A 26,046-nucleotide genomic window follows, 5' to 3' on the forward strand; every position below is an offset into this window, starting at 1 on the left:
CAGTTCTAAAAGTGTAGAACCTGTAGGCCAAGAGTCAAAAAATAACCTTACCTTTTGTTAGGCAACTTCATGCATATGAATAATGGTCGCGCGTTCCTCCACCATAATTTGTCTTGCCTGACGAATGCATTTCCCACAATCGGTACCAATTGGCACTAAATCACGCAGTTGCTTCATGGTATGAGGATTGTGCTGGCGAACCACCTTGCGAATGGCTTTATCAGTCACGGCATTACACAGACATACGTACATAGGAGACTCACTTCTTAACCAATGCATCAAGTCTAAATGGGAATGCTTTTTATTTCAATTAAGATTTAACCAATTTGCATAAAAAAAGGGCACCGAAGTGCCCTTTTTATCAGAGTCGAAAAGTTATCAGCGATTAAGCGAGAACTTTAGCAACAACACCCGCGCCTACGGTACGGCCGCCTTCGCGGATTGCGAAACGCAAACCGTCGTCCATTGCGATTGGGTGAATCAGGGTAACAACCATGTTCACGTTATCGCCTGGCATTACCATCTCTACGCCTTCTGGCAGTTCGATGGTACCGGTCACGTCAGTAGTACGGAAGTAGAACTGTGGACGGTAGCCTTTGAAGAATGGCGTGTGACGACCACCTTCTTCTTTGCTCAGGATATAAACTTCTGAGTCGAATTTGGTGTGTGGCTTGATGGAGCCTGGTTTAGCCAGAACCTGACCACGTTCGATGTCTTCACGCTTGATACCACGCAGCAGAACACCAACGTTCTCACCAGCACGGCCTTCGTCCAGCAGTTTGCGGAACATCTCAACGCCAGTACAGGTAGACTTAACGGTGTCTTTGATACCAACGATTTCAACTTCTTCGCCAACTTTGATGATACCGCGCTCAACACGACCGGTAACAACGGTACCACGACCGGAGATGGAGAATACGTCTTCGATTGGCAGCAGGAACGGCTTGTCGATTGCACGCTCTGGTTCTGGGATGTAAGAATCCAGCGCTTCAGCCAGTTCTACAATCTTAGCTTCCCACTCGGCTTCGCCTTCCAGCGCTTTCAGCGCAGAACCGCGGATTACCGGCAGGTCATCACCAGGGAAATCGTAAGCAGACAGCAGCTCGCGAACTTCCATTTCTACCAGTTCCAGCAGCTCTTCGTCATCAACCATGTCACATTTGTTCATGAACACGATGATGAAAGGAACGCCAACCTGACGACCCAGCAGGATGTGCTCACGGGTCTGAGGCATAGGGCCGTCAGTCGCAGCAACAACCAGGATTGCGCCGTCCATCTGCGCAGCACCGGTGATCATGTTTTTCACGTAGTCGGCGTGCCCTGGGCAGTCAACGTGCGCGTAGTGGCGAGACGGGGTGTCATACTCAACGTGTGAAGTGTTGATGGTGATACCACGAGCTTTTTCTTCTGGCGCGTTATCGATCTGATCGAAAGCACGTGCAGAACCGCCGTAGGTTTTAGCCAGAACGGTGGTGATCGCTGCAGTCAGGGTAGTTTTACCGTGGTCAACGTGGCCGATAGTACCAACGTTAACGTGCGGTTTGGAACGTTCAAATTTTTCTTTAGACACGGCTATATTCCTTACTCTTATGCTCCCCCCTCATGGAGAGAGCACTGATCAATGTGTTAAACCCGAAAGCTTATTTACCACGGGCTTCAATAACGGCCTGAGCGACGTTGTTCGGCGCATCATCGTACTTCAGGAACTCCATGGAGTAAGAAGCACGGCCTTTGGTCAGAGAACGCAGTTGAGTCGCGTAGCCGAACATTTCGGACAACGGAACTTCAGCGTGAATCACAACGCCAGTCACGTTGGATTCCTGCCCTTTCAGCATACCGCGACGACGGCTAAGGTCACCGATAACGTCACCCGTGTTCTCTTCTGGCGTTTCAACTTCAACCTTCATGATTGGCTCAAGCAGAACGGGTTTCGCTTTCTTGAAGCCATCTTTAAAGGCGATAGAAGCCGCCAGTTTAAACGCCAGCTCGGAGGAGTCAACGTCATGGTAAGAACCGAAGTGCAGACGCACACCGAGATCAACAACCGGATAGCCTGCCAGCGGACCTGCTTTCAGCTGCTCCTGGAGACCTTTGTCAACGGCAGGGATGTATTCCGTTGGAATCACACCGCCTTTGATGTCGTTGACGAACTCGTAGCCTTTCGGATTCGAGCCCGGCTCCAGTGGGTACATGTCGATCACAACGTGACCATACTGACCACGACCACCAGACTGCTTGGCGTGTTTACCTTCGATATCGGTAACCTTGGAGCGAATCGCTTCACGGTAAGCAACCTGCGGTTTACCGACGTTCGCTTCCACGTTGAACTCACGCTTCATACGGTCAACGATGATATCGAGGTGCAATTCACCCATACCAGCGATGATGGTCTGGTTAGATTCTTCGTCAGTCCATACGCGGAATGACGGGTCTTCTTTAGCCAGACGGCCCAGAGCCAGACCCATTTTTTCTTGGTCAGCTTTGGTTTTCGGCTCAACGGCGATGGAGATTACCGGCTCAGGGAATTCCATACGCTCCAGAATGATCACGTGGTCTGGATCACACAGGGTGTCACCGGTAGTCACGTCTTTCAGACCGATTGCCGCAGCGATGTCGCCCGCGCGAACTTCTTTGATCTCTTCACGCTTGTTAGCGTGCATCTGAACGATACGACCAAAACGCTCACGCGCAGCCTTCACGGAGTTCACTACGGTATCACCGGAGTTAACTACGCCAGAGTACACGCGGAAGAAGGTCAGGTTACCTACGAACGGGTCGGTAGCGATTTTGAACGCCAGTGCAGCGAACGGCTCGTTATCGTCTGCGTGACGCTCGGCCGGAGTATCTTTACCGTCGTCCAGCATACCGTTGATTGCCGGTACGTCTGTTGGCGCTGGCAGGTAATCGATTACCGCATCCAGCATCGCCTGTACGCCTTTGTTCTTGAACGCAGAACCACAGGTAACCAGAATGATTTCGTTGTTCAGCACGCGCTGACGCAGAGCTTTCTTGATTTCTTCCTCGGTCAGCTCTTCGCCGCCCAGGTATTTTTCCATCAGCTCTTCTGAAGCTTCGGCAGCAGATTCAACCAGATTCTGGTGCCATTCTTCAGCCAGTTCCTGCATGTCAGCCGGGATATCTTCGTATTCGAAGGTCACGCCTGCATCGGCTTCGTTCCAGTTGATGGCTTTCATTTTCACCAGGTCAACAACACCGGTGAATTTCTCTTCTGCGCCAATAGCCAGCTGCAGAGGAACCGGGTTTGCACCCAGGCGAGATTTGATCTGGCCTACAACTTTCAGGAAGTTCGCGCCCATACGGTCCATTTTGTTAACGAACGCGATGCGTGGAACTTTGTATTTGTTAGCCTGACGCCATACGGTCTCAGACTGTGGCTGAACACCACCAACAGCACAGTAAACCATTACCGCGCCATCAAGCACACGCATGGAACGTTCAACTTCGATGGTGAAGTCAACGTGCCCTGGGGTGTCGATGATGTTTACGCGATGCGGTTCATACTGCTTGGCCATGCCTGACCAGAATGCAGTAGTTGCAGCGGAGGTAATGGTAATACCACGCTCCTGCTCCTGCTCCATCCAGTCCATGGTAGCTGCGCCGTCATGAACTTCACCGATTTTGTGGTTTACACCGGTGTAGAACAGAATACGTTCGGTAGTGGTGGTTTTACCGGCGTCGATGTGTGCGCTGATACCGATATTACGGTAGCGCTCAATGGGTGTTGTACGAGCCATTTGATTCCTCTATTCCTAGGGCGTTCATTCAGTTAACCCAAGCGGGCTGGCTTCTTGAAGCGCCCGCTTGGTTAGCATAACTACTGCGTGGTAATTACCAGCGGTAGTGGGCGAACGCCTTGTTGGCTTCGGCCATACGGTGAACGTCTTCACGCTTCTTAACAGCAGAACCTTTGTTCTCTGCTGCGTCAGACAGCTCGTTCGCCAGGCGCAGAGCCATGGATTTATCACCGCGTTTACGAGCAGCATCAACGATCCAGCGCATTGCCAGGGCATTACGACGAACCGGACGAACTTCAACTGGTACCTGATAAGTAGAACCACCAACGCGGCGAGACTTGACTTCGACAGTCGGGCGCACGTTGTCCAGAGCTACTTCGAAAGCTTCCAGGTGATCTTTACCAGAACGCTGAGCCAGGGTCTCCAGCGCGGTATAGACGATTGCTTCAGCAGTAGATTTTTTACCATCTACCATCAGGATATTTACAAATTTGGCCAGCAGCTCGGATCCGAACTTAGGATCCGGCAAAATTTTACGTTGACCAATGACGCGACGACGTGGCATGGAAATACTCCGTTGTTAATTCAGGATTGTCCAAAACTCTACGAGTTTATTTTGACATTAAAGTGAAAATGTTTGGCCTTACTTAACGGAGAACCATTAAGCCTTTGGCTTCTTCACGCCGTACTTGGAACGAGCTTGCTTACGGTCTTTAACACCGGAGCAGTCAAGTGCGCCGCGAACGGTGTGGTAACGCACACCTGGCAGGTCTTTTACACGACCGCCACGGATCAGGATCACGGAGTGTTCCTGCAGGTTGTGACCTTCACCACCGATGTAGGAAGTCACTTCGAAACCGTTAGTCAAACGCACACGGCATACTTTACGCAGTGCGGAGTTTGGTTTTTTCGGGGTGGTGGTATATACGCGGGTACATACACCACGTTTTTGCGGGCAGGCTTCCAGCGCTGGAACGTTGCTTTTAGCAGCCTTCACAGAGCGTGGTTTGCGTACCAGCTGGTTAATCGTTGCCATTCAAAAAGCTCCTGGTTTGTGCTTCGTTTCTTGCTTCGTAAACATGTGATAAATCCCCCCGCATGCACTACTGGCAAAATACGAGGACGCAGAATTTTATGGCTGAGTGATTAAGGTGTCAAGAAATATACAACATCAGTATTATCACCACGCCATTTGGCTACGGTGTTTTTCGGTTAATTCAACGAATTGATTATAGCCGATGACGGTGACATTGTGTGAAATATAACCAGACAGACCACGAGCGCTCAGATCATCTTCCAGCGCATAAAGGGATATGGGGGCATTCAGCAGTAAATCAAGCGGCGCACTACCGGCCAGCGCAGCCAACACGCCGTCCTGCAGCAGCAGCAGCGCATCGCCCGAGGAGGTCAGACGCAGTAGCGCGGGCAGATCGCATTGTAGCGGGGAGCGGCTCAGGGTAAACAGCATGGCAATTCCTAGAATGTCAGTACAACATCGTAGTCGGCGAGCCGCTGGCGCAGCGCGTCCGGCGCCAACACCTCGGCGGCCAGCACGCCGCCGTCAATCTGCGTCAAACCGCGCTGTTGCAGTGACGCGGCGCACAGATAGCAGCGATCGACATCGTACAGGGGCAATACACCGAAGGTGGCAATGTAATTTCGCGCGAGGATCTTTTCCGGCTGTTGGCCAGGCAACAGTTGCAGCACCCCGTCGCCGATAAAGAACACGCCCAGCTCCTCGCTCAGCGCAGAGGTCGCCAGTAAGGCATCCAGTCCTTCGCGGCCGGCGGCACTGCCGTGTGGTCCCTGGGTGAAAACAAACGCGACTTTTTTCATCATAATCTCTTAAAACTGCACGGTGCGATCGCAGCTAAGCGTCGCTTCCGCCAGCGCACCCAACCCGCTGAGGGTGAATCCCGGCTGCAAGTTGGCGGCCGGCAGCCCCAACTGCTGTGCTTCCTGTTGGTCGGTGACGCCTCGACGCAGCGCAGCCGCCACGCAAACGTTCAGCGCCACGCCGTGTTGCTGCGCCAGCGCCGCCCACGCACGCACCAGATCGAACTCGTCGCTGGCCGGCGACGTCAGCTGATTGGCATTCAGCACGCCTTCGCGATAAAAGAACACGCTGGTCAGCCGATGCCCCGACGCCAATAGCGCCTGCGCGAACCGATACGCGCTGCTGGCCTGCTGCGTACCGTACGCCGGGCCGGTGACTACCAGGCAATAACTTAGGCTCAACGTTCATTTCCCAGCAGGTCGCCGCTTTTGAACTGGCGGATATACAGATAGACGGTGTGCTTGGAGATGTTCAACCGCTCAGCGACCTGATTGATGGCGTCCTTGATATCGAAAATCCCTTTTTCATACAGGTTCAGCACGACCTGACGATTTTTGGCGTTGTTGGATACGTTACGGTCAGCATTCACCTCTTCAATGGTGAATTCCAGCGTTTGCGCCACCAAATCGTCAACGGACGAGGCAAAGTTAACCGAAGAAGGCACTTCCTGCGTTTCCGGTGGCATAAAGGTCTGCATGATCTGCGAGAACGGCACATCCAGGTTCATGTTGATGCACAACAGCCCGATGACCCGCTGTTCACGATTACGAATGGCGATGGTCACCGACTTCATCAGCACGCCGCTTTTGGCGCGGGTAAAGTACGCTCTGGACACGCTGCTGTCGTCGCCGGCCATATCGTGCAGCATGCGCAGTGCGAGATCGGTAATCGGCGAGCCTATCTGTCGCCCGGTATGTTCACCGTTGGCAATCCGCACCGCGGAGCATTTCAGATCCTCCAGCGAGTGCAGCACGATTTCACAATGGCCGCCGATCAGCATCGCCAGTCCGTCAACCACGGCTTCATAAGACTTAAGGATTTCATGGTCCGTTTGGCTAAACGGACGTTCATTCAGCAAATCAAGTTCGCTGGCTTCGCTGGATAAAAGCGAATTAGACATCGAAGATACCACCCTCATAGATCGCCTGTGCCAGGGGGCGCAGCTAAAACGGCTCTTGGCGGCCGGGAACGGTTTTAGATACACGCCCTAAGGGGCAGGCGTATGACTCATCAGTCAGAACCCAGGTTTGGCGATATGGCCAAAACCAAGCCCTGGCATTTACGCGTGGTATTGACGTTAAGCCGATGCCCGGCAGGCGTCAAGTAATCCGTAAGGAGAGGGGAGAAAAGTTGCGTTGTGGGTCAGGCTGAGCGGACTGAAATAAAAACCGCCGCGATAAACGCGGCGGTGATGCATCGACACGGCTTATTTTGCTTTGCTGCCTGCCGCTTCCGCTGGTTTTTCAGCTTTGGCATCAGCTTTTGGCGCTGCTTTCACGTCCAGCAGCTCAACGTCAAACACCAGGGTGGAGTTGGCCGGGATGCCAGGAACGCCGGTTTTACCGTAGGCCAGCGCCGGTGGGATAACCAGCTTGATCTTGCCGCCCTTCTTGATGTGTTTCAGGCCTTCGGTCCAGCCCGGGATCACGCCGTCCAGACGGAACGACAGTGGTTCACCGCGAGTATAGGAGTTGTCAAACTCGGTGCCGTCGGTCAGGGTACCCTTGTAGTTCACTACCACGGTGTCGCTGTCCTTCGGCGCTGCACCGGCACCTGGTTTTTCTACCTGGTACAGCAGGCCTGATTCGGTTTTCTTCACGCCTTTTTCTTTGGCGAAGGTATCACGATATTTGGCGCCTTTCGCTTCGTTGTCTTTGGCATCCTGCTCCATCTTCGCCTGAGCGGAAGACTTCACGCGTGCTTCGAAGCTCTGCAGGGTCTTTTCGATATCGGCATCGTTCAGTTTGCTCTTGTTGGCAAAAGCGTCCTGCACACCGGCAATCAACTGGTCCTTGTCCAGCTTTATGCCCAGTTTCTCTTGCTCTTTCAGCGAGTTGTCCATATAACGGCCCAGAGACGCACCCAGTGCATAAGCCGCTTGTTCGTCATCGTTCTTGAACTTGCCAGTGCTTGGCGCTGCCGCTGCATCAGCAGGCTTGGCGGCTTCGGCCGGTTTCGCTGCATCGGCAGCCATAACCTGAGTCGTATTCAGAGCAAAAGCCATGGTGGTTGCCAGAAGCGTGACTTTAAACAAAGATTTCATCCATTTCTCCAGTGTCTGAAGCGTTGCCCCAAACAATCATTAAGTAAGATAACCGGGCTACTATAGCTGGCTGAAACAAAACAAAACAGTCGCACAGGTAACCAATCGAGTCAAAGTGTGACTCCGTATCCCGAGAGAAGTTTCCTCTGATTTATTACCCGTATGATAAATCAGACTTTTCTGTGCCAATAACGTCATATTGACGTAAAAAAGTCGCCCTTTGCGCGCTTTTTTACCGACTTTTACACCGGGTTCCGATCTTTTCGGCTATACCCTAGGCTGAATGCGTCGAAATAGCGCAGCGCAAAGCCCGCGCCACCTGTTACCATAACGCCAGCAATCGGGATTTAACAGTGTCAGAGGTAGTATTATGCACAACGTCGACAACCAGGGCCTGCTACAGCGGCTGGAGGAACTGGAAAGCCGTCAGGCCTTCCAGGAATTGACAATTGAAGAGCTGAATCAAACTGTTGTCCAACATCAGCTTGAATTATTAAAATTGCGGGAACATCTGCATATGTTGACCGACAAACTGCGTGCCACGCAAACCTCGATGATCGCCTCGCAATCGGAAGAGACACCGCCACCGCATTATTGATCGGCCAACGCGCTGCACCACGCCAATAAAAAAGGCCGCCGAGGCGACCTTTTTCTGGCAATGGACTGCGCTTAGTGGCAACCGCAACCGCCGTTGCCGCAACCGCCTTTCTTGCCGTGGTCATGATCGTGGTCGTGAGCATGGTCATGATCGTGGCCATGGCCGCCGCAGCAACCGTCACCGTGTTCATGATGATGATCGTGCTCGCCGTGAACGTGGCCATGAGCCAGTTCTTCAGCGGTTGCTTCACGAATGGCCACCACTTCGACGTTGAAGTTCAGATTCTGGCCAGCCAGCATGTGGTTACCGTCAACCACCACGTGGTCGCCGTCCACTTCGGTGATTTCCACCGGTACCGGCCCCTGATCGGTGTCAGCCAGGAAACGCATGCCAACCTGCAGTTCGTCAACGCCCATGAATACGTCTTTTGGTACGCGCTGAACCAGGTTTTCGTCATAGTTGCCGTAAGCGTCGTTAGCGCCAACGTGAACGTCGAAACGATCGCCCACGGCGTGGCCTTCGAGCGCTTTTTCCAGACCTGAGATCAGAGAACCATGCCCGTGCAGATAGTCCAGCGGTGCACTCACCGGAGACTCATCAACCAAAACACCGTCTTCTGTACGTACTTGGTAAGCCAGGCTGACCACCGAGTCTTTTGCTACTTTCATGATATCTCCTACCGTTGGATACTTTAAGCTGCCCCCTTGTGGCACCTTAGTACCGTACGGACACAACCTATACCGTGCAGATTGTAACGGAAATCTGCATCGCTGTACCCTTCAGCATAAAAAATCGCGGCAAATAACGCTACTCCGGGTGGAAAATACCGATGACCTGCTCTTGCGGACGCACGTGCTTTTCCACCTGCTGTTCGGTCTGGCGCTGGTGGTGGCCACACTTGACGCACTCCACCACTTCAACCTGATCTTCGCGCCAAACGGCCAGCGTATCCATCGCGTTACAGCTAGGGCAGACCGCCCCGGCGATAAACCGCTTACGTGTTGCAGACATGCTCTTGCTCCTATTCATATTCATCCCAGCCGTCGAACTGGCGACTTTCTTTTTGCATTTCGCGATGAAACAGCTCTTCCAGCTCGCGCCGCGCCTCTTTGACGCGTGAAATTTGCGCCACGTCGCCCTGATGCGGCGGCATCAGCTCACGCAGCATGCGCATATCCAGCCGACGGAAGTGCTGCTGAGCGCGAAACGCCTGATGCGGATGCATACCGAGCGTCATCAGCGCCTTGCGCCCCAGCTCCAGCGCGCTGGAAAACGTCTCGCGGCTGAAATACTGTACCCCGGCCTGTAGCAACTCGTGTGCCTCCACCCTGCCCCGCGCCCGCGCCAAAATTGCCAGGTTGGGAAAATGCTGCTGGCACAGGTGAACGATCGCCAGGGTATCTTCCGGCTCGTTGCAGGTAATGACAATCGACTTGGCTTTTTCGGCACCGGCGGCGCGCAACAGTTCCAGCTCGGTGGCATCACCGTAATACACCTTGTAGCCGTAGCGACGCAACACGCCGACCGCGCTGACGTCACGCTCCAGCACCGTGATACGCATCTTGTTGGCCATCAGCAGACGGCCAATCACCTGCCCGAAGCGGCCAAAGCCGACGATAATCACCTGCGGATCGTCATCTTCGACGTACGGTGTTTCTTCGTCTTCGTCTTTGGCGTTGTAGCGGCGCGCCAGCATGCGATCGATGATCTGCATCAGCAGCGGCGTGGTCATCATCGACAGCGTCACGATAACCAATAGCAAGGCCAACTGGTCGCTTTTCAACAGTTTTTGCGATGCCGCCGCCGAAAACAGCACGAAGGCAAATTCGCCGCCCTGGCTCAACACGCCGGCGAATTGCAGACGCACCGAACGCCGCAGGCCGAAAATGCGCGCCAGCGTATACAACACACCGGATTTGATAGTCACCAGCAGCAGCACGCCGATCAGCACTTCCGCCAGATGGGTGTACAGCACGCCGATATTCAGCGCCATGCCCACCGAGATAAAGAACAGCCCCAGCAGCAACCCCTTGAACGGCTCGATGGCGATTTCCAGCTCGTGGCGATACTCGCTTTCCGCCAGCAATACGCCGGCGATAAAGGTGCCCAACGCCATCGACAGACCAAGCGCATCCATAAACAGCGCCGCCCCCAGCACCACCAATAACGCGGCTGCGGTGAAGATTTCACGCACGCCGGAGGCGGCGATATAGCGGAACAGTGGTCGCAGCAGGAAGCGGCCGCCAATCAGCATGCCGCCGAACGCCGCTACCTTATAGCCAATCTCCGCCCAGTCGTCGCTGGTGCCGGCGCCGCCGGCCAAAATCGGGATCAGCGCCAATGCCGGGATCACCGCCATATCCTGGAACAGCAACACCGAGAAGCCGAGCTGGCCCCCTTCGTTGCGGTTCATGCCCTTTTCGCGCATCAGTTGCAGCGCCATGGCGGTGGATGACATCGCCAACCCAATGCCGCCAATTACCGCCGCCTGCCAGGCAAACTGGGTCAGATACAGCAGCACGCCCAGTACTGCGGCGGTGAGCACCACCTGACCAGCACCAACACCAAAGATCGAGCGGCGCAACTCCCACAGCTTGGAGGGGTTCAGCTCCAGGCCAATGATGAACATCAGAAACACCACGCCCAGTTCGGAAAAGTGCAGAATCTCTTCTACGTCGCGGATAAAACCCAGCCCCCACGGGCCGATGGCGATACCGGCGAACAGGTAACCCAGCACCGCGCCGATCCCCAGGCGCCGAGCGATCGGCACCGTCACCACGGCCGAGAACAGGAACAGCAGCACGGCAGTCAGTAAGGTTGAACTTTCCATGTTTAACGCCCTCGCTGCGGCAGCGGGTTTTGCAGCCAGTCGCCATAGGCGTCGGCGTGACCGGCCAGCACCTCCGGCTTTTGGCGACGCGCCCAGTAAACGATAATCGGCGACAGCCAATGCATATGACACATGCCGGCGGTCAGCTCAAACGGGCGCAGAATGTCTTCCATCGGATAACGGTTGTAACCACCGGTGCGGTACGCACCTTCCGGTTCACCGGTTGTGATCACCGAACGCCAATACTTGCCCGCCAGCGCATTACCGCCGACGCCGCTGGCAAAACCGCGCGACAGCACGCGGTCCAGCCACTCTTTCAGCAGTGCCGGGCAGCTGTAGGTATATAAAGGATGTTGGAAGACGATGATCTGATGCTCGCGCAGCAACTGTTGCTCATGGTGAATATCAATAAAAAAATCAGGATAGTGCGCGTATAAATCGTGCACGGTGACATGGTCCATCTGCTGTGCCGGCTTGAGCAAAACCCGGTTGGCGACCGAGTCATGGGATTCCGGATGGGTATACAGCAGCAAAACCTTGGGCGGCTGCGACATCATTCCCCTCCAAAGCGTCGTCAGGGTAGCGGTTTTCCGTTACCATGCAGCGCAAAGTTTAAAACAGCACGCGTACTGCGGTCTGTTACATTAAAGATAATTTAACATACTCTGAACAAACGGCGCTTTATGATTGTATTCTCCTCGCTACAAATTCGACGCGGTACCCGCGTCTTGCTGGACAACGCCACGGCGACGGTTAATCCAGGTCAAAAGGTCGGCCTGGTGGGCAAAAACGGCTGCGGCAAGTCCACGCTGCTGGCGCTGCTGAAGGGCGAAATCGCCGCAGACGGCGGCAGTTACAGCTTTCCGAGCAACTGGGCGCTGGCCTGGGTCAACCAGGAAACGCCGGCGCTCGACGTGCCGGCACTGGAGTATGTCATTGACGGCGATCGCGAGTTCCGCCAGCTCGAAGCCGAGCTGCAACAGGCCAACGACCGCAATGACGGCAACGCCATCGCCACGCTGCACGGCAAGCTGGACGCCATCGACGCCTGGACGGTGCGCGCCCGCGCCTCCAGCCTGTTGCATGGGTTGGGCTTTTCCAATGAACAGTTGCAAAAGCCGGTGCGCGCCTTTTCCGGCGGCTGGCGGATGCGTCTCAACCTGGCGCAGGCGCTGATCTGCCGTTCCGACCTGCTGCTGCTCGACGAACCCACCAACCACCTGGATCTGGATGCGGTGATCTGGCTGGAGCGCTGGCTGAAAGGCTATGCGGGTACGTTGGTGCTGATTTCGCATGACCGCGACTTCCTCGATCCGATCGTTGACAAGATCCTGCATATCGAACAGCAGACCATCAACGAATATACCGGCAACTACTCTTCGTTCGAACGTCAGCGTTCGACCAAGCTGGCGCAGCAGCAGTCGATGTATCAGCATCAGCAGGAGAAAGTGGCGCACTTGCAGAGCTTTATCGACCGGTTTAAAGCCAAGGCGTCCAAGGCCAAACAGGCACAAAGCCGCATCAAGATGCTGGAACGGATGGAGCTGATCGCCCCGGCGCACGTCGACAACCCGTTCAGCTTCAGCTTCCGTGAACCGGAAAGCCTGCCGAATCCGCTGCTGCGCATGGAAAAGGTCAGCGCCGGTTACGGCGATAACATCATTCTGCAATCCATCAAGCTGAATCTGGTACCCGGTTCGCGCATCGGTCTGCTGGGGCGCAACGGCGCCGGCAAGTCGACGCTGATCAAACTGCTGGCGGGCACGCTGGATCCGCTGAGCGGTGAAATCGGTCTGGCGAAGGGCATCAAGCTCGGTTACTTCGCACAGCATCAGTTGGAATTTTTACGCGCCGACGAATCGCCGTTGCAACACCTGAGCCGCATCGCGCCGCGGGTGCTGGAACAACAGCTGCGTGACTACCTGGGCGGCTTCGGCTTCCAGGGCGATAAGGTCGCCGAACAAACCGAACGCTTCTCGGGCGGTGAAAAGGCACGCCTGGTGCTGGCGCTGATCGTCTGGCAACGCCCTAACCTGTTGCTGCTCGATGAACCGACCAACCACCTGGATCTGGACATGCGCCAGGCACTGACCGAAGCGCTGATCGATTTCGAAGGTGCGCTGGTGGTGGTGTCGCACGACCGCCACCTGCTTCGCTCCACCACCGACGATCTGTATCTGGTACATGACGGCCAGGTCGAACCGTTCGCAGGCGATCTGGACGATTACCAACAATGGCTGAGCGACTTGCAAAAACAGCAGGCGCAGCAAGATGCGGCACCGAAACAGGACAGCGGCAACAGCGCGCAAGCACGTAAAGATCAAAAACGTCGTGAAGCCGAGTTCCGCAACCAGACTCAACCACTGCGCAAACAAATCGCCAAACTGGAACAGCAGATGGACAAGCTGGGGGCCGAACTGGCAGCAACAGAGGAAAAGCTGGCAGATTCCGCGTTGTACGACATTAGCCGCAAGGCCGAACTGACCGAGTGCCTGCAACAGCAAAGCCAGGCCAAAAGCGCGCTGGAAGCAACCGAACTGACCTGGCTGGAAGCCCAGGAGCAGTTGGAACAGCTGACTCAAGAGTTTGAATCAGAGAGCTGAGCTGGCTGGAAGCCCAGGGGCAGTTGGAACAGCCGCCCCAAGAGTTTGAATCAGAGAGCTGAGCTGACTGAAAGCCCAAAAGCAGATTGGAAAATCTGCCCCAAGAGTTTGAAGCAGAGAGCTGAGCTGACTGGAAGCCCAGGGGTAGTTGGAACAGCCGCCCCAAGCGTTTGAAGCAGAGAGCTGAGCTGACTGGAAGCCCAGGGGTAATTGGAACAGCCGCCCCAAGCGTTTGAATCAGAGAGCTGAGCTGACTGAAAGCCCAAAGCAGATTGGAATATCTGCCCCAAGCGTTTGAAGCAGAGAGCTGAGCTGTGGCGGTTGCGAGGCATAAAGCCAGCAACCGCACCGCAGTCGCACAACGGCGGTTCTACCCTTTATAAAACGGCTTATCGCCCAGTATCGTCGCGCGGTGCATGATGCGTCGCTGCGGCAAATAGTCGGCGTTGGCATAGTGCTGCGTCACGCGATTATCCCAAATAGCGATGTCGTTCTCCTGCCAGCGCCAGCGCACCTGGAAATCCGGTTTGGTAATATGGGCAAATAAAAAGCCGAGTAACGCATCGCTTTCCTTTGGCGACACGTTAACGATGCGCGTGGTAAACCCTTCATTGACGAACAGCGCCTGCTTGCCGCTGACCGGATGGGTACGCACCACCGGGTGCAGCAGCGGTGGATTCTTCTGCACCGCCTGCCGCCAGCGCTGATGCTGTTCTTCACTGCCCCGATGTTTGTACTCCGGGAAGGATTTGCTGAAGTCATGCTCGGCCTGCAACCCGCTCAATAACCGTTTGAACGGCGTTGACAACGCGTCAAAGGCGGCAATACCGCTGGCCCACAGCGTATCACCGCCGGTGCTCGGCAGCCGCTTGGCCGCCAGAATCGCCCCCAGCGGAGGATTGTCGATAAACGTCACGTCGGTATGCCAGTTGTCATTGTCCGGCGGATTGTTGTCATCGGTGTCCAGCACGATGATCTCCTCCACATCGCTGGCGTGCGGATAGACCGGGTGAATGTGCAGATCGCCAAAGCGCCCGGCCAAGTCACGCTGTTGCAGCGGCGTGATCGGCTGATTGCGGAAGAACAGCACCTGATGTTTCAGCAACGCATGATAAAGCTGTTCGAACTGGCCGTCGCCAAGCGGTCGCGCCAACGTAACGTTTTCTACCAAAGCACCGATATGCGGCCCCAACGGGGTAATCACCAAACGTTCGTTCATTGTTGTACTCCATGCCACGGGGTTAATCGGCGCTGCAAGGCACGTAGCCCCAGCTCCAGCCCAAATGCAATAATCGCAATCACGCTGATGCCGGCGATCACTACATCGGTCGCCAAAAATTCACCGGCAGACTGCACCATAAAACCCAACCCGCGCGTGGCGGCGATCAACTCGGCGGCCACCAGCGTAGACCAGCCCACGCCGAGCCCGATGCGCAGACCGGTCAGGATCTCCGGCAACGCATTCGGCAGCACCACGAAACGCAGTACCTGCCAACGATTGGCTCCCAACGCGCGGGCGGCGCGTACCCGAACCTGTGCCACACTGCGCACCCCGGCCACGGTAGACAACGTCACCGGCGCGAAAATTGCCAGATAAATCAGCAGGATTTTCGACGTTTCACCGATGCCGAACCAGATCACCATCAGCGGCAAGTAGGCTAACGGCGGCACCGGACGATAAATTTCTATCAGCGGGTCGAGAATGCCGCGTACCGTGTCGTTCAGCCCCATGGCAATTCCAACCGGAATACCGATCATCACCGCCGCCAGCAGCGCCAGAAGAATACGCCCCAGACTGGCCGCCAGATGCTGCCACAGCGTGGCGTCCATAAACCCTTGCGGACTGGCGATGGTCACCAATTGCTGCAGCACCTGCTGCGGTGCCGGCAGAAACAGCGGGCTGATCAACCCCAATGCGGTGATTCCCCACCAGACCGCCAGCGTTACCAGCAAGGTGCTCGCGCTTAGCCAGACGTTGCGTGGCAGTTGGAAGCGACGGGCAGGCGCACGCACCGGCTGCCCAACGCTGGATTTCAAAATGGAATGCAGACTCATGACAGCGCCTCGCGTTCAAAGACCTTGCCGAGCACGTATTCGCGTCGGGCGATAAATTCCGGGTCGGATTTGATGGCGCGGCAGGCTTCGCCGGCGGCGTAGCGGCGGCCAAAATCCAGCGACAACCGTTCTACCACCTGGCCCGGCCCCGGCGATAGCAGCAACAGCTCGCTGGCCAGAAACACCGCCTCTTCGATGTCATGAGTAATCAGCAGCACCTGCTTGCCGGTATCGCGCCAGATGGTCAGCAACAGTTCCTGCATCTGCTCACGGGTAAAGGCATCCAGCGCGCCAAACGGCTCGTCCAGCAGTAACAGGCGCGGGTCGGCTGCCAGCGCGCGGGCAATACCGACCCGTTGGCGCATGCCGCCGGACAGTTGCCAAATGAAATGCTGCTCATAGCCGGCCAGCCCCACGCGTTGCAGCATCTGCTGCGCTACCGCGCGGCGCGGCGCTTTGCCGACGCCGGCCAGCTGCAAGCCGAACTCGACGTTGTCCACCACGTTGCGCCATGGCAGTAACCCCTCATGCTGGAACACCACGCCCCGTTCGGCAGCCGGGCCATTAACGGGCTTGCCATCAAGCGTGATGCTGCCAGCCGAAGGCGCGATAAATCCGGCGATCAGATTCAACAGCGTAGTCTTGCCGCAGCCTGACGGCCCGAGCACCACCACCAGTTCCCCACTGGCAATCTGGAATGACACGTCGCGCAGCGCGGAACGCCCCTGATATTCGGCTGAAAGACCACTGACGCTTAACATACCGGCCTCCTTAAGATTGCGGTGCCGTCTGCACCTGCTTGACGAAACGGTCGGTCACGTAGGCGCTATAATCGTTGTCGACCTGTGGGATCTTGCCCTGCTGCTTGAGGAAGAGCGCGGTATCATGGATGGCCTTTTCCACCGGCTGCCCAAGCTGAGTGATTTGTTCGGCCACCGGCAGATAGCGATTCCCCTTCACCAGTTCCGGGATCTGCGCTGTCGGTACGCCGCTCAGACGCGACAGGATATTGAGGTTGTGCTGGTCTTGCAGCCAGGTATCAGGCGACGCCAGATAGGCCTGCTGTGCGCTGAGCGCGCTGGCGGCGAAGGCGGTGACCACTTCGGGATGCCGTTCGGCAAAATCCTTGCGCACCACCCACACGTCCAGCGTTGGCGATCCCCATTGGCCCACCTGCTCGGAATCGGCCAGCACCTTGCCCTGCTTGGCCAGTTCGCTGACTACCGGCGCCCAGACGTAAGCGCCGTCAATGTCGCCACGCTGCCAGGCGGCGGCGATCGCCGGCGGTTGCAGATTAAGGATTTTCACCTGTTCGGGCTTGATGTCCCACTGCCTGAGCGCAGCCAGCAGGCTGTAATGGGTAGTGGAAATAAACGGCACCGCGATGCGCTTGCCAATCAGATCTTTCGGCGACTGGATGTCGTTCTTGACCACCAGCGCTTCAGAGCTCCCCAGTTGCGAGGCGATCAGGAATACTTCAATCGGCAGTTTCTGACTCGCGGCAACCGCTAACGGGCTGGAGCCGATATTACCAATCTGCACGTCTCCAGAGGCCAGAGCACGCAATACGCTGGAACCGCTGTCAAACTTGCGCCAGTCGACCTGGGCGCCAGAGCGTTTGGCAAAGCTGTTTTCCGCCTGCGCGACCTTGGCAGGCTCCGCCGAGGTTTGATACGCCACGGTTACGTCCACCGCCTGCGCACTGGCCGCCGCCAGCGACAGCATCAGCAGCGCTGCGCCGCGTAAAGAAGAGAGTTTGCCTGCCATGTTCCGCTCCGTTGATAAGCTGCTGTTCAGTTATCGTAGTTTTATCCGAGCGTCGGCAGGCATTGAAGGAATAAAAAAATATTCTTTATTACTTATGGAACTATAAGCGCCGTCCATTGGCCGCCGGCGTCATGGCTGCGCCGGGCGGTTTCGATAAACGCCATCCCTTGCAACCCGGTTTCAATTCCCGGCAACAGCGGCGCAGCACCAGGCCCACGGCGCAAACGCTGCGCCGCCTCACGATAAATCTGGCCAAACCCTTCTAGATATCCTTCCGGGTGTCCCGCTGGTACTCGCGCCAGAGCGCGGTTTTCCGCATATTGCGCCGCTGCGCCACGGGTCAGGCAATACGCCGGTGCCGCATGGGGACGGATCCACAGCTGATTGGGGTTTTCCTGATTGAACTCCAGACTGCCTGCGCTGCCGTAAACCCGCAACCGCAAGCCGTTCTCATGGCCACAGGCCACCTGGCTGGCCCATAAGCGGCCGCGCGCGCCATTGGCATAACGCATCTGCACCCGCACGTCATCATCCAGCCGACGGCCAGGAATAATACTATTGAGCTCGGCGCTGATGGTGACGGGCAGTTGGCCGCAAACGAACTGCGCCAGTTGCCAGGCGTGAGTGCCTACGTCACCAATGCAGCCCGCCCCCGCCTTTGCCGGCTCGGCACGCCAGCCCGCCTGTTTGTTGCCGCCATGTTCCAGCGGCTGTGCCAGCCATTCCTGCAAATACTCTACCTCGACGAAGCGCAGTTCCCCCAGTTCCCCGGCCAGCACCCGGCTGCGCGCTTCGCGTATCAGTGGATAGGCGCTGTAGTTATGGGTCAGGATCAGCTGTCGTCCGCTGCGCTGCACGGTTTCAGCCAGTTGCAGCGCATCCTGGTACGAGGTGCACAATGGCTTGTCGCAGATCACATCGATACCGACGTTGAGAAACGCCGTCGCCGCCGGCGCATGCAGGTGGTTCGGCGTGACGATCGCCACGACCTGAATGCCATCCTCACGCGCGGCTTCCTGTTGCGCCATCTGTTGGAAATCACTATAGCAGCGCTCCGCTGCCAGCTGCAGCGACGCCCCGGTGCGTCGGCAATTGTCCCAGTCCGAGGAAAACGCCCCAGCCACCAGGGTAAATTCATCATCCATGCGTGCTGCCAAACGATGCACCGCGCCAATGAATGCCCCCTCGCCACCGCCGACCATACCTAAACGTAACCTCATGCCTTGCCCTCCAATCCGAGCATTGCTCTGACCGCGGCGCGATCGCTGCTGCCGGCGGCAAAATCGTCAAACGCCCGTTCAGCTACCGGAATAATATGTCGGGCAATAAATGCCGCCCCCTCGCGTGCACCCACTTCCGGTGCCTTCAGGCAGCATTCCCATTCCAGCGTCGCGGTACCGGGGAAATCGTACTGTGCCAATTTGCTGAAAATGGCGGCGAAATCAATCTGGCCGTCCCCCAGCGAGCGGAAACGCCCCGGCCGCTCCAGCCACGGCTGATAGCCGCCGTAAACGCCGCTACACGCGCTCGGCCGGAACTCGGCATCCTTGACGTGGAAGGCGCGGATACGGTGGTGGTAACGATCGATAAAGCCAAGGTAGTCCATCTGCTGCAGATGCAGATGGCTCGGATCGTAAAGAATATGGCAGCGCGGATGGTTGCCGACCAACCGCAAAAAACGCTCGAAGGTCACGCCGTCGTGCAGGTCCTCCCCCGGGTGCAGTTCATAACAGAGGTCGACGCCGGCCTCGTCAAACGCATCGAGGATCGGGCGCCAGCGCTGCGCCAGTTGGCCAAACGCCTCCTCCAGCAACAGCGCATTATGCGGCGGCCACGGATAAAAATAGGGCCAGGCCAGCGCGCCGGAAAACGTCACGTGCGCCTTCAGGCCCAAGCGTTGCGATGCCTGCGCCGCCAGCATCAGTTGATCGCAGGCCCACGCCTGCCGCGCACTCGGATTGCCGCGCAACGCTTCGGGCGCAAAACCCTCGAACGCCGCATCATAGGCCGGGTGCACCGCCACCAGTTGGCCTTGCAGGTGAGTCGACAGCTCGCTGATGTTCAGCCCGTGCTGCGCCAACCGTTCACGCACATCGTCGCAGTAACTCTGGCTACGCGCCGCCTGCGCCAAATCAAAAATCGCCGCATCGCCGGTCGGCAGCTGCAGGCTGCGAAACCCCAGCTCGGCCGCCCATTGCGCCAGCCCGTCCAGCGAATTGAACGGCGCCTGCGGGCCGATAAATTGCGCCAGAAACACTCCCGGCCCGTTGATGGTTTTCATTGCTCACCCCCTAACATTACCGTGTTCTGACTGCGTACCGCCTGGTCCGCCGCCAGTACCACCCGCAGGCTGTTAATCGCATCGCGCCAATGATCGTTGAGATCGTCACCCTGCTGGATCGCCTGCAGGAAAAACTGCTGTTCGCTGCGACACAGCGCCAGATGATCGGGTTCGTCCCGACAATCAATCCATTCGTCCGCTTCGGTGAACTGGTTATCGGCGTCGAGCGTCGCGTGATGCACCCGAAGCGATTCGGTGCGGGTATGGGCATCGACATTGTCCGACTCCCCCACCGCAGCGGCCTGTCGCGCCACGATCGACACCGCGCCACGCGGGCCGATCACATCCTTGATAAAGAACGCCGTTTCGCTGATCATCGGCCCCCAGCCTGCCTCGTACCAGCCGACCGAACCGTCGGCAAAGCGCACCTGCAACTGACCGTAATTGTACATACCTGCCGGCAGCGCATCGCTGAGCCGAGCGCCGATAGCGCTGACGCTAACCGGCTCCGCCTGGGTCATTTGGCACATCACGTCAAGGTAATGCACCCCGCAATCGACGATCGGCGACAGCGACTGCATCAGATTACGATGCACGTTCCACATTTGACCATGGCTCTGCTGGTTAAGATTCATGCGCATCACCAACGGTTTGCCCAGACCACGCGCCAGCGTGACAAACCGCTGCCATGACGGGTGGTGGCGCAGAATATACCCCACCACCACCTGTCGCCGAGCAGCGCGAGCGGCGGCAATGACCCGTTCGGCTCCCGCCACGCTGGTGGCCAGCGGTTTTTCGATAAACAGATGGCAGCCGGCCGCCAACGCCTGCAGCGCATAGGCTTCATGGGTGTCGGGGTAGGTCGTCAGACAGACCGCGTCCGGCCGGGTTTGCGCCAGCGCGCTGGCAAAATCGGCAAATAGCGCATAGCCGCCGCCCAATTGCCGATCGAGCGCATGGCGTGAATCGCCGCGCGCCACCAGTCCGCAGATCGTCACGCCGTCCATCGCCTGGTAGGCCGCCGCGTGCGACGCCCCCATGTTGCCGCAGCCCACCACCAATACGCGCAGATCAGCCATCGTTACTGCCCCCTTTTGGCGTTTCGCGGTAATTGAAGGTGAAGAAGAACAGCAGCGCAATCACCAGCGCGCCAATCGCCGGATACCACCAGAAACTTTGCCATTGCGGCAGCGCTGCCGCCCCCTGCGCCGTCACCATACGGTTAAACAACGCGCCGCTGAGCTGTGAACCGATCAACATGCCAAGGCCGTAGGTAAACAGCACCAGCAGGCTTTGCGCCTGCCCCTTAACCTTGTCGCCCGCCACTTTGTCGGTATAGATAAAACCGATGACGAAGAAAAAGTCATAACACATGCCATGCAGGATAATGCCGAGGTAAATCATCCAGCGCAGTTCTTCGGTAATGCCAAGCGCAAACATCACGTAGCGCAGGCACCATGACAGCATGCCGATCAACAGCATCACCTTGATGCCCAACCGAACGAACAGCAACGGGATCAGCAGCATGAAAAACAGTTCGGACATTTGCCCCAGCGACATCACACCGCCGACGTTGCTAAAGCCGGTAGCCGCCACGAACGGCGCAGCATAGGCGTAATATGCCGCCAGAGGAATCGAGATCAGCGTGGCGCAGATGATGAACACCAGAAAATGGCGCTGCTTGAGCATCGCAAAGGCGTCAGCACACAGCAAATCGCGCATCTGCACCGGTTTTCCACGCTCAGGTGCCGGGGTATGCGGCAAGGTGAAGCTGTAGATAGCCAATACCAGCGAAGCTACCGCCGCCAGGGTGAAAATGCCGGTACTGTCAGACAAACCGCTGGCGCCGACGATCAGTCCGGCAACAATCCACCCCAGCGTGCCGAACGCCCGTACCACCGGGAAGGCCTTTTCACTGTTGCTCAGGCTGTAAAACGCCACGTTATTACTCAGCGCGATGGTCGGCATATAACACAGCATATATCCGAAGATTACCCACAGCAGACCGCTCTGCTGGTCGGCAAAAAAGCCCGGCATCCACCACAGCAACGCCGCCCCTACCAGATGCAGCAATCCCAGCACCTTTTGCGAGGCAAAGAAGCGATCCACCACCATGCCCAGAACGAACGGCGACAGGATCGAGGCAATCGGTCCGGTGGAATAGGCATCGCCGATGATCGCCGCCATACCGTATTTGCCCATCACCACCCCGAGGGTGACGTACCACGCGCCCCAGACGAAGAATTGCAGGAACATCATCAGCGCCAACCGAGGCACCACCCATTTGAATGTGACACTTTTGGCCCCCAGGGCCACGCTGTCGGTTTGCATAACTCCCCCATGCTTCTGTGTTGTTGTGGTTAACTGCTGCGTATTTACCCGCTTTCCGGCAGAAAGGACGGCATAACCACACCGCCGGGAAGTTGTACATCGCCTTTCGCCTGCGCCAGATGCAATTCACAAATCCGTCCACCCCAGCGCAACAGCTCTCGACTAAGCGCCGAGGGCTGCGCCGGCACCAATACCACGGCCGTACTCCCGCGATGATGACGGTCAAGCATCCAGTTCAGCAGCTCCAGCGCCATCTCTTCGTGCAGGCAGCATCCCGGCCCCAGCATGCGTGACGCCGGGTGGGCAACCGACGCCAGGTAGCCGCCGATAATACCGTCCTGCTCCCACACGGCCGTACGCCAATGTCCACTGGCGTCGCTAAGCAAGAATTCGATATCCCGCCGCCGGGCGATGCCTAGCAGCTGGCGCTCCAACTGCATAATGGCGGGCAAATCCGCCGCTCGAGCCTGACGTACCCGCGCATGCGTGCACGGCGAAACGTCGAAGCCCTGTGGCGGCACCGCGATCGCCATATCCTGATAAACCGCATACGGCGCAAAGCCGGCGCGATGGTAAAGCGCATAAGAATCCAGATTCAGCGCGCTGGACAACAGCCGCTGCGGCAGTCTGCCCGCCAGCTCATCGGCCTTGTGCAACAGCTGCACCGCAACGCCATGGCCAAAATAGTCGGGATGAACGTTCATGATCCCCAACCCAAGGTGCGTTTCACGCGGATGAAAGAAGCAGGAACCGCACAGCACACCGCGTTGATCCTGCGCAACCCAGTGGTAGCCAGCGTCCAGTTGCTGATACAGGTCGACAAACAGCCCGCAGCTTTCCGCTTCGTCGGGGAAAATCGCCGCCATACCGTGCCGCTGGTACCAGGCATTGGTTGAATGGTGAATCAGTTGGGCAATCGCCAGGCGATCGCTGGTCTGCGCCCGTCGTAATTGAATTTGCATTGGCCACCTCGATACCGTCAGGAACCGGGCGAAATACTGCGAAACCGCACAATGAAATCGATTTCATTTCAGCCATGAGCAAAATGTAATCGATTTCTTTTTTTCGGCAACCTGATTAAGCTGGTGATAGGTGATGGCGAGCGAAATTTGCAAGCGACATCACAATGCCGGCGGTAAATACGCTTTTTTAACCGCGTTATCGCATACTGGCGGTGGCAAATCTGCACAAGGAACAGCGATTCATGTCGATAGAAAAAGTGGCGAAAATCGCCGGTGTGTCGCCTGCGACGGTATCGCGGGTGCTGAACGGCCAGCAGATCGTCAAGCCCGCAACGCGCGATAAGGTGCTGGCGGCCATCCGCGAATGCGATTACCAGCCCAACCTGCTGGCGCGTCAGTTGCGCACCGCACGCAGCCGCATGCTGCTGGTGCTGGTATCCAACATTACCAACCCGTTCTGCTCCCTGGTGGTGCGCGGTATCGAGGAAGAGGCCGAACGCCACGGCTACCATATTCTGCTGTGCAATTCCGAATCCAATCCGACGCGCGAATCGGCCTATCTCAAGCTATTGAGCGGAAAAGTGGTCGATGGGGTGATCACCATGGATGCCGTCAGCTGTCTGCCGGGTCTGACGGCAATGATCGGTGACTTTCCGTGGGTACAGTGTGGCGAAGGCGACCCGGAGTTTCGCGCCTCGTCGGTGACTATCGACAACCACCAGGCGGCGTTTGCCGGCGTACGGCTGCTGGCAGACAAGGGGCGCCGACGCATCGCCTTGATTAATAGCGACATGCGCTATCTTTATTCGCAACAGCGTGAGCAGGGCTATCACCGGGCGCTGGCGGATTTTGGCCTGGGCTACCACCGGGTGGAATACGTTGACGGGTTGGAGTATGCCGCCGGTGCGCAGGCGATGGCCCGCCTGCTGACTGACGAACAGCCGCCGGATGCGGTATTTGCCATTTCCGACGTGGTTGCCGGTGGAGCGATGAGTACCCTGCATCAGCGCGGGTTGCGTATTCCGCAGGACGTGGCGATCATCGGCTTTGACGGCGTGCCGTTCGGCGCCATCACCACCCCTCCGCTGTCGACCATCGAGCAGCCGATGCACCAGTTCGGTATCCGCAGCGTGCAACTGCTGTTGGCAAAAATCAAGGATCCGCAGCTGGCACCCAGCAATGAAGTGCTGAACTGGCGGCTGGTAGAGCGCGGCACCACCTGATTAGGCAGTAATTGTTCCGCGCAGGAATATGTTGGCATAGCCGCCGAGCAACGTACGATCGTCCTGCAATTGACAAAACAGCTCGCCACCGCGTGGCGAGATCTGCCGGGCATGCAATGCGCTACGGCCCAGCCTGGCGCTCCAGTACGGCATCAAGCTGCAGTGGGCCGAACCGGTCACCGGATCCTCTCCGCCGTCCAGCGTAAAGTAACGAGAGACGAAATCCACCTCGTCACCCGGTGCGGTGACAATCACGCCACGGCCTACCGCCGCGATTAGCGCCGGTATCGCCGGTTGCAACGCCCTGACCTGCGCCTCGTTGTCCAACACCACCAATAGCGCGTTGGCTTGCCACACCGCCTGCGGCTGCGCGCCCAACAGCGCGGCCAAGCCTGCCGGTTCGGCGACCGGCTGCGGGGCGCGTGTCGGGAAATCCAGAATCAGGCGCTGGCCGTCCGCCGCGTCACGTTTGACATACAGTTCTCCGCTGGCGGAACGCAGGCGCACATCGTTCAGCCCCGGGTTGACCACGTTGAGCATCACATGCGCCGCCGCCAGTGTGCCGTGGCCGCACAAGTCCACTTCGCGGTACGGCGTGAACCAGCGGATGGCGGCCATATCGCCGTCCTGCCAGACAAAACTGGTTTCCGGCAGGTTCAGTTCATTGGCGATCGCCTGCATCTGCACGGCGTCCGCTGGCGCTTTCAACAAACACACGCCCGCCGGATTGCCGCGCAGTCCCTGGCCAACAAAGGCGTCAACGTGGAAATAATCTTCGGTCATCTGCAATCCCTTAGTGCCAAATCAACAACACGCAGGCCGCGGTCAGCAACCCCATAGAAACGTTAAAGATAACCCAGGCTTTCCTGCTGCGCAGCAAACGGCCAATCACGCTGCCGAAACCGAGCCAGACGATGCCGGTGGCCAGATTCATGCCGGAAAGCCCTGCCGAGATCGCCAGAATCGAGTGATTATATCCTGCTCCATTCAGGCTGAAGCTGGCCACAGCGCCCAGCGCCATCAGCCAGGCCTTGGGGTTGAGAAACTGCAACAGCCAGCCCTGATACAGACGAATCGGCCGGGGCGGCGCGGTATCGGTGTCCAGCTTTTCATAGCGGGCGGTCGCCACCTTCCACGCCAGCCACAGCAGATACAGACTGCCAAGGATTTTCAGCGCCAGATGCAGCGAGGGATACACCACGATCAGGCTGCCGACGCCGAACGCCACCAGCAATAAAATGCTTTGCATACCGAGTATAATGCCCAGCATCAGCCACAGCGAACGCATAAAGCCAAAGTTGGCGCCGGAGGTGGTTAACAACAGGTTATTCGGACCAGGCGTAATAGCGGCAACAAACAGGAAGCCGAGCATTGAAAGAAATAAACTTGATTCCATGAAACGGGTGCTCCCCACCCAAATGCGTATTTGCACTATACCCGTCATGCTGCAAGCTGCTGGCTGGCCAGGCATCCTGAGCCGAAGCAGCAGGTTGCGTAGGCGCATCGGGATGCATTCACTTGCCGCCTCGATGCAACTCGAA

Annotated in this window: 28 protein-coding genes; 3 read left to right on the top strand and 25 right to left on the bottom strand. The window is 57.3% G+C overall.

Annotation, left to right across the window (positions count from 1 at the left end; all coding sequences use genetic code 11):
* Positions 1-57: 57 nt before the first annotated feature.
* The 10 genes from bfd to fkpA form a co-directional block, all read right to left on the bottom strand.
* The gene (gene bfd / locus NYE85_RS03155) at positions 58-252 is read right to left on the bottom strand and encodes a bacterioferritin-associated ferredoxin (protein ID WP_004956197.1); all 195 of its coding nucleotides are present in this window, start codon (positions 250-252) and stop codon (positions 58-60) included.
* A 133-nt stretch (positions 253-385) separates the two neighbouring features.
* The gene (gene tuf, locus NYE85_RS03160) at positions 386-1,570 is read right to left on the bottom strand and encodes an elongation factor Tu (protein WP_259002868.1); all 1,185 of its coding nucleotides are present in this window, start codon (positions 1,568-1,570) and stop codon (positions 386-388) included.
* 70 nt (positions 1,571-1,640) lie between these two features.
* Positions 1,641-3,755, bottom strand: a complete 2,115-nt coding sequence (fusA, locus tag NYE85_RS03165) for an elongation factor G (RefSeq protein WP_259002869.1) — start codon at positions 3,753-3,755, stop codon at positions 1,641-1,643.
* 94 nt (positions 3,756-3,849) lie between these two features.
* Complete coding sequence (rpsG, locus tag NYE85_RS03170; RefSeq protein ID WP_004956203.1) at positions 3,850-4,320, bottom strand: 30S ribosomal protein S7; 471 nt, start codon at positions 4,318-4,320, stop codon at positions 3,850-3,852.
* Positions 4,321-4,416: 96 nt separating this feature from the next.
* Positions 4,417-4,791, bottom strand: coding sequence for a 30S ribosomal protein S12 (rpsL, locus tag NYE85_RS03175; protein WP_004930426.1), 375 nt, complete (start codon positions 4,789-4,791; stop codon positions 4,417-4,419).
* Between the two features lie 144 nt (positions 4,792-4,935).
* Positions 4,936-5,223: a sulfurtransferase complex subunit TusB gene (gene tusB, locus NYE85_RS03180; RefSeq protein WP_259002874.1), complete on the bottom strand. Its 288-nt coding sequence runs from the start codon at positions 5,221-5,223 to the stop codon at positions 4,936-4,938.
* A gap of 8 nt (positions 5,224-5,231) precedes the next feature.
* Positions 5,232-5,591 carry a sulfurtransferase complex subunit TusC gene (tusC, locus tag NYE85_RS03185; RefSeq protein ID WP_259003087.1) on the bottom strand — a complete coding sequence of 120 codons (360 nt, stop codon included), beginning with the start codon at positions 5,589-5,591 and terminating at the stop codon, positions 5,232-5,234.
* Positions 5,592-5,600: 9 nt separating this feature from the next.
* Complete coding sequence (gene tusD / locus NYE85_RS03190; protein WP_259002875.1) at positions 5,601-5,993, bottom strand: sulfurtransferase complex subunit TusD; 393 nt, start codon at positions 5,991-5,993, stop codon at positions 5,601-5,603.
* On the bottom strand, positions 5,990-6,712 hold the full coding sequence (locus NYE85_RS03195) for a transcriptional regulator (RefSeq protein WP_259002876.1): 723 nt from the start codon (positions 6,710-6,712) through the stop codon (positions 5,990-5,992). Before NYE85_RS03195 ends, tusD begins: the two co-directional genes overlap by 4 nt.
* A gap of 306 nt (positions 6,713-7,018) precedes the next feature.
* The gene (gene fkpA, locus NYE85_RS03200) at positions 7,019-7,855 is read right to left on the bottom strand and encodes an FKBP-type peptidyl-prolyl cis-trans isomerase (protein WP_259002877.1); all 837 of its coding nucleotides are present in this window, start codon (positions 7,853-7,855) and stop codon (positions 7,019-7,021) included.
* Positions 7,856-8,225: 370 nt separating this feature from the next.
* On the opposite strand from fkpA, the gene NYE85_RS03205 reads away from it, so the two are divergent.
* Entirely contained in the window at positions 8,226-8,453 is a 228-nt protein-coding gene (locus NYE85_RS03205; protein WP_004956223.1) for a protein SlyX, read from the top strand.
* 71 nt (positions 8,454-8,524) lie between these two features.
* Here NYE85_RS03205 and slyD read toward each other — a convergent pair whose 3' ends face one another.
* The 4 genes from slyD to kefG all read right to left on the bottom strand — a co-directional run bounded on the left by slyD (position 8,525) and on the right by kefG (position 11,837).
* Positions 8,525-9,121 carry a peptidylprolyl isomerase gene (slyD, locus tag NYE85_RS03210; RefSeq protein ID WP_259002878.1) on the bottom strand — a complete coding sequence of 199 codons (597 nt, stop codon included), beginning with the start codon at positions 9,119-9,121 and terminating at the stop codon, positions 8,525-8,527.
* Between the two features lie 139 nt (positions 9,122-9,260).
* Positions 9,261-9,464: a YheV family putative zinc ribbon protein gene (locus NYE85_RS03215; protein ID WP_037376686.1), complete on the bottom strand. Its 204-nt coding sequence runs from the start codon at positions 9,462-9,464 to the stop codon at positions 9,261-9,263.
* A 10-nt stretch (positions 9,465-9,474) separates the two neighbouring features.
* Complete coding sequence (gene kefB, locus NYE85_RS03220; RefSeq protein ID WP_259002880.1) at positions 9,475-11,283, bottom strand: glutathione-regulated potassium-efflux system protein KefB; 1,809 nt, start codon at positions 11,281-11,283, stop codon at positions 9,475-9,477.
* Positions 11,284-11,285: 2 nt separating this feature from the next.
* On the bottom strand, positions 11,286-11,837 hold the full coding sequence (gene kefG / locus NYE85_RS03225; protein ID WP_259002882.1) for a glutathione-regulated potassium-efflux system ancillary protein KefG: 552 nt from the start codon (positions 11,835-11,837) through the stop codon (positions 11,286-11,288).
* A gap of 129 nt (positions 11,838-11,966) precedes the next feature.
* Here kefG and NYE85_RS03230 point away from each other — a divergent pair, with 129 nt between their 5' ends.
* Positions 11,967-13,886, top strand: coding sequence for an ABC transporter ATP-binding protein (locus tag NYE85_RS03230; protein WP_259002884.1), 1,920 nt, complete (start codon positions 11,967-11,969; stop codon positions 13,884-13,886).
* A 370-nt stretch (positions 13,887-14,256) separates the two neighbouring features.
* Here the strand turns inward: NYE85_RS03230 and tauD are convergent, their stop codons facing one another.
* The 9 genes from tauD to NYE85_RS03275 all read right to left on the bottom strand — a co-directional run bounded on the left by tauD (position 14,257) and on the right by NYE85_RS03275 (position 23,282).
* Entirely contained in the window at positions 14,257-15,105 is an 849-nt protein-coding gene (gene tauD, locus NYE85_RS03235) for a taurine dioxygenase (RefSeq protein WP_259002886.1), read from the bottom strand.
* A complete protein-coding gene (gene tauC / locus NYE85_RS03240) occupies positions 15,102-15,941 on the bottom strand; it encodes a taurine ABC transporter permease TauC (RefSeq protein WP_259002887.1) in 840 nt (279 codons plus the stop codon). The genes tauD and tauC overlap by 4 nt, the downstream gene beginning before the upstream one ends.
* Complete coding sequence (tauB, locus tag NYE85_RS03245) at positions 15,938-16,702, bottom strand: taurine ABC transporter ATP-binding subunit (RefSeq protein ID WP_259002888.1); 765 nt, start codon at positions 16,700-16,702, stop codon at positions 15,938-15,940. The genes tauC and tauB overlap by 4 nt, the downstream gene beginning before the upstream one ends.
* A 10-nt stretch (positions 16,703-16,712) precedes the next feature.
* Positions 16,713-17,708, bottom strand: coding sequence for a taurine ABC transporter substrate-binding protein (gene tauA / locus NYE85_RS03250; RefSeq protein ID WP_259002890.1), 996 nt, complete (start codon positions 17,706-17,708; stop codon positions 16,713-16,715).
* A gap of 92 nt (positions 17,709-17,800) precedes the next feature.
* Complete coding sequence (locus NYE85_RS03255; protein WP_259002891.1) at positions 17,801-18,928, bottom strand: Gfo/Idh/MocA family protein; 1,128 nt, start codon at positions 18,926-18,928, stop codon at positions 17,801-17,803.
* Positions 18,925-19,989, bottom strand: a complete 1,065-nt coding sequence (locus tag NYE85_RS03260) for a sugar phosphate isomerase/epimerase (protein ID WP_259002893.1) — start codon at positions 19,987-19,989, stop codon at positions 18,925-18,927. The genes NYE85_RS03255 and NYE85_RS03260 overlap by 4 nt, the downstream gene beginning before the upstream one ends.
* On the bottom strand, positions 19,986-21,068 hold the full coding sequence (locus NYE85_RS03265) for a Gfo/Idh/MocA family protein (RefSeq protein WP_259002895.1): 1,083 nt from the start codon (positions 21,066-21,068) through the stop codon (positions 19,986-19,988). Before NYE85_RS03265 ends, NYE85_RS03260 begins: the two co-directional genes overlap by 4 nt.
* The gene (locus NYE85_RS03270) at positions 21,061-22,320 is read right to left on the bottom strand and encodes an MFS transporter (RefSeq protein WP_259002896.1); all 1,260 of its coding nucleotides are present in this window, start codon (positions 22,318-22,320) and stop codon (positions 21,061-21,063) included. The genes NYE85_RS03265 and NYE85_RS03270 overlap by 8 nt, the downstream gene beginning before the upstream one ends.
* 44 nt (positions 22,321-22,364) lie before the next feature.
* Complete coding sequence (locus tag NYE85_RS03275; RefSeq protein ID WP_259002897.1) at positions 22,365-23,282, bottom strand: GNAT family N-acetyltransferase; 918 nt, start codon at positions 23,280-23,282, stop codon at positions 22,365-22,367.
* Between the two features lie 242 nt (positions 23,283-23,524).
* Between NYE85_RS03275 and NYE85_RS03280 the strand changes: the two genes are divergently transcribed.
* A complete protein-coding gene (locus NYE85_RS03280; protein WP_259002898.1) occupies positions 23,525-24,505 on the top strand; it encodes a LacI family DNA-binding transcriptional regulator in 981 nt (326 codons plus the stop codon).
* On the opposite strand, the gene NYE85_RS03285 is transcribed toward NYE85_RS03280, so the two are convergent.
* Positions 24,506-25,288, bottom strand: a complete 783-nt coding sequence (locus NYE85_RS03285; protein ID WP_259002899.1) for a PhzF family phenazine biosynthesis protein — start codon at positions 25,286-25,288, stop codon at positions 24,506-24,508.
* A gap of 10 nt (positions 25,289-25,298) precedes the next feature.
* The gene (locus NYE85_RS03290) at positions 25,299-25,901 is read right to left on the bottom strand and encodes a LysE family translocator (RefSeq protein ID WP_259002900.1); all 603 of its coding nucleotides are present in this window, start codon (positions 25,899-25,901) and stop codon (positions 25,299-25,301) included.
* Positions 25,902-26,046 lie beyond the last annotated feature (145 nt).

The organism is Serratia sp. AKBS12 (assembly GCF_024793895.1).
In the GTDB taxonomy this organism is placed as follows: Bacteria; Pseudomonadota; Gammaproteobacteria; order Enterobacterales; family Enterobacteriaceae; genus Serratia_F.

Bases quoted from the DNA above. Each gene is read 5' to 3' on its own strand.
- bfd (WP_004956197.1), bottom strand. From the start codon at position 252: ATGTACGTATGTCTGTGTAATGCCGTGACTGATAAAGCCATTCGCAAG.
- fusA (WP_259002869.1), bottom strand. From the start codon at position 3,755: ATGGCTCGTACAACACCCATTGAGCGCTACCGTAATATCGGTATCAGC.
- rpsG (WP_004956203.1), bottom strand. From the start codon at position 4,320: ATGCCACGTCGTCGCGTCATTGGTCAACGTAAAATTTTGCCGGATCCT.
- rpsL (WP_004930426.1), bottom strand. From the start codon at position 4,791: ATGGCAACGATTAACCAGCTGGTACGCAAACCACGCTCTGTGAAGGCT.
- tusB (WP_259002874.1), bottom strand. From the start codon at position 5,223: ATGCTGTTTACCCTGAGCCGCTCCCCGCTACAATGCGATCTGCCCGCG.
- tusC (WP_259003087.1), bottom strand. From the start codon at position 5,591: ATGAAAAAAGTCGCGTTTGTTTTCACCCAGGGACCACACGGCAGTGCC.
- NYE85_RS03195 (WP_259002876.1), bottom strand. From the start codon at position 6,712: ATGTCTAATTCGCTTTTATCCAGCGAAGCCAGCGAACTTGATTTGCTG.
- fkpA (WP_259002877.1), bottom strand. From the start codon at position 7,855: ATGAAATCTTTGTTTAAAGTCACGCTTCTGGCAACCACCATGGCTTTT.
- NYE85_RS03205 (WP_004956223.1), top strand. From the start codon at position 8,226: ATGCACAACGTCGACAACCAGGGCCTGCTACAGCGGCTGGAGGAACTG.
- slyD (WP_259002878.1), bottom strand. From the start codon at position 9,121: ATGAAAGTAGCAAAAGACTCGGTGGTCAGCCTGGCTTACCAAGTACGT.
- NYE85_RS03215 (WP_037376686.1), bottom strand. From the start codon at position 9,464: ATGTCTGCAACACGTAAGCGGTTTATCGCCGGGGCGGTCTGCCCTAGC.
- kefB (WP_259002880.1), bottom strand. From the start codon at position 11,283: ATGGAAAGTTCAACCTTACTGACTGCCGTGCTGCTGTTCCTGTTCTCG.
- kefG (WP_259002882.1), bottom strand. From the start codon at position 11,837: ATGTCGCAGCCGCCCAAGGTTTTGCTGCTGTATACCCATCCGGAATCC.
- NYE85_RS03230 (WP_259002884.1), top strand. From the start codon at position 11,967: ATGATTGTATTCTCCTCGCTACAAATTCGACGCGGTACCCGCGTCTTG.
- tauD (WP_259002886.1), bottom strand. From the start codon at position 15,105: ATGAACGAACGTTTGGTGATTACCCCGTTGGGGCCGCATATCGGTGCT.
- tauC (WP_259002887.1), bottom strand. From the start codon at position 15,941: ATGAGTCTGCATTCCATTTTGAAATCCAGCGTTGGGCAGCCGGTGCGT.
- tauB (WP_259002888.1), bottom strand. From the start codon at position 16,702: ATGTTAAGCGTCAGTGGTCTTTCAGCCGAATATCAGGGGCGTTCCGCG.
- tauA (WP_259002890.1), bottom strand. From the start codon at position 17,708: ATGGCAGGCAAACTCTCTTCTTTACGCGGCGCAGCGCTGCTGATGCTG.
- NYE85_RS03255 (WP_259002891.1), bottom strand. From the start codon at position 18,928: ATGAGGTTACGTTTAGGTATGGTCGGCGGTGGCGAGGGGGCATTCATT.
- NYE85_RS03260 (WP_259002893.1), bottom strand. From the start codon at position 19,989: ATGAAAACCATCAACGGGCCGGGAGTGTTTCTGGCGCAATTTATCGGC.
- NYE85_RS03265 (WP_259002895.1), bottom strand. From the start codon at position 21,068: ATGGCTGATCTGCGCGTATTGGTGGTGGGCTGCGGCAACATGGGGGCG.
- NYE85_RS03270 (WP_259002896.1), bottom strand. From the start codon at position 22,320: ATGCAAACCGACAGCGTGGCCCTGGGGGCCAAAAGTGTCACATTCAAA.
- NYE85_RS03275 (WP_259002897.1), bottom strand. From the start codon at position 23,282: ATGCAAATTCAATTACGACGGGCGCAGACCAGCGATCGCCTGGCGATT.
- NYE85_RS03280 (WP_259002898.1), top strand. From the start codon at position 23,525: ATGTCGATAGAAAAAGTGGCGAAAATCGCCGGTGTGTCGCCTGCGACG.
- NYE85_RS03285 (WP_259002899.1), bottom strand. From the start codon at position 25,288: ATGACCGAAGATTATTTCCACGTTGACGCCTTTGTTGGCCAGGGACTG.
- NYE85_RS03290 (WP_259002900.1), bottom strand. From the start codon at position 25,901: ATGGAATCAAGTTTATTTCTTTCAATGCTCGGCTTCCTGTTTGTTGCC.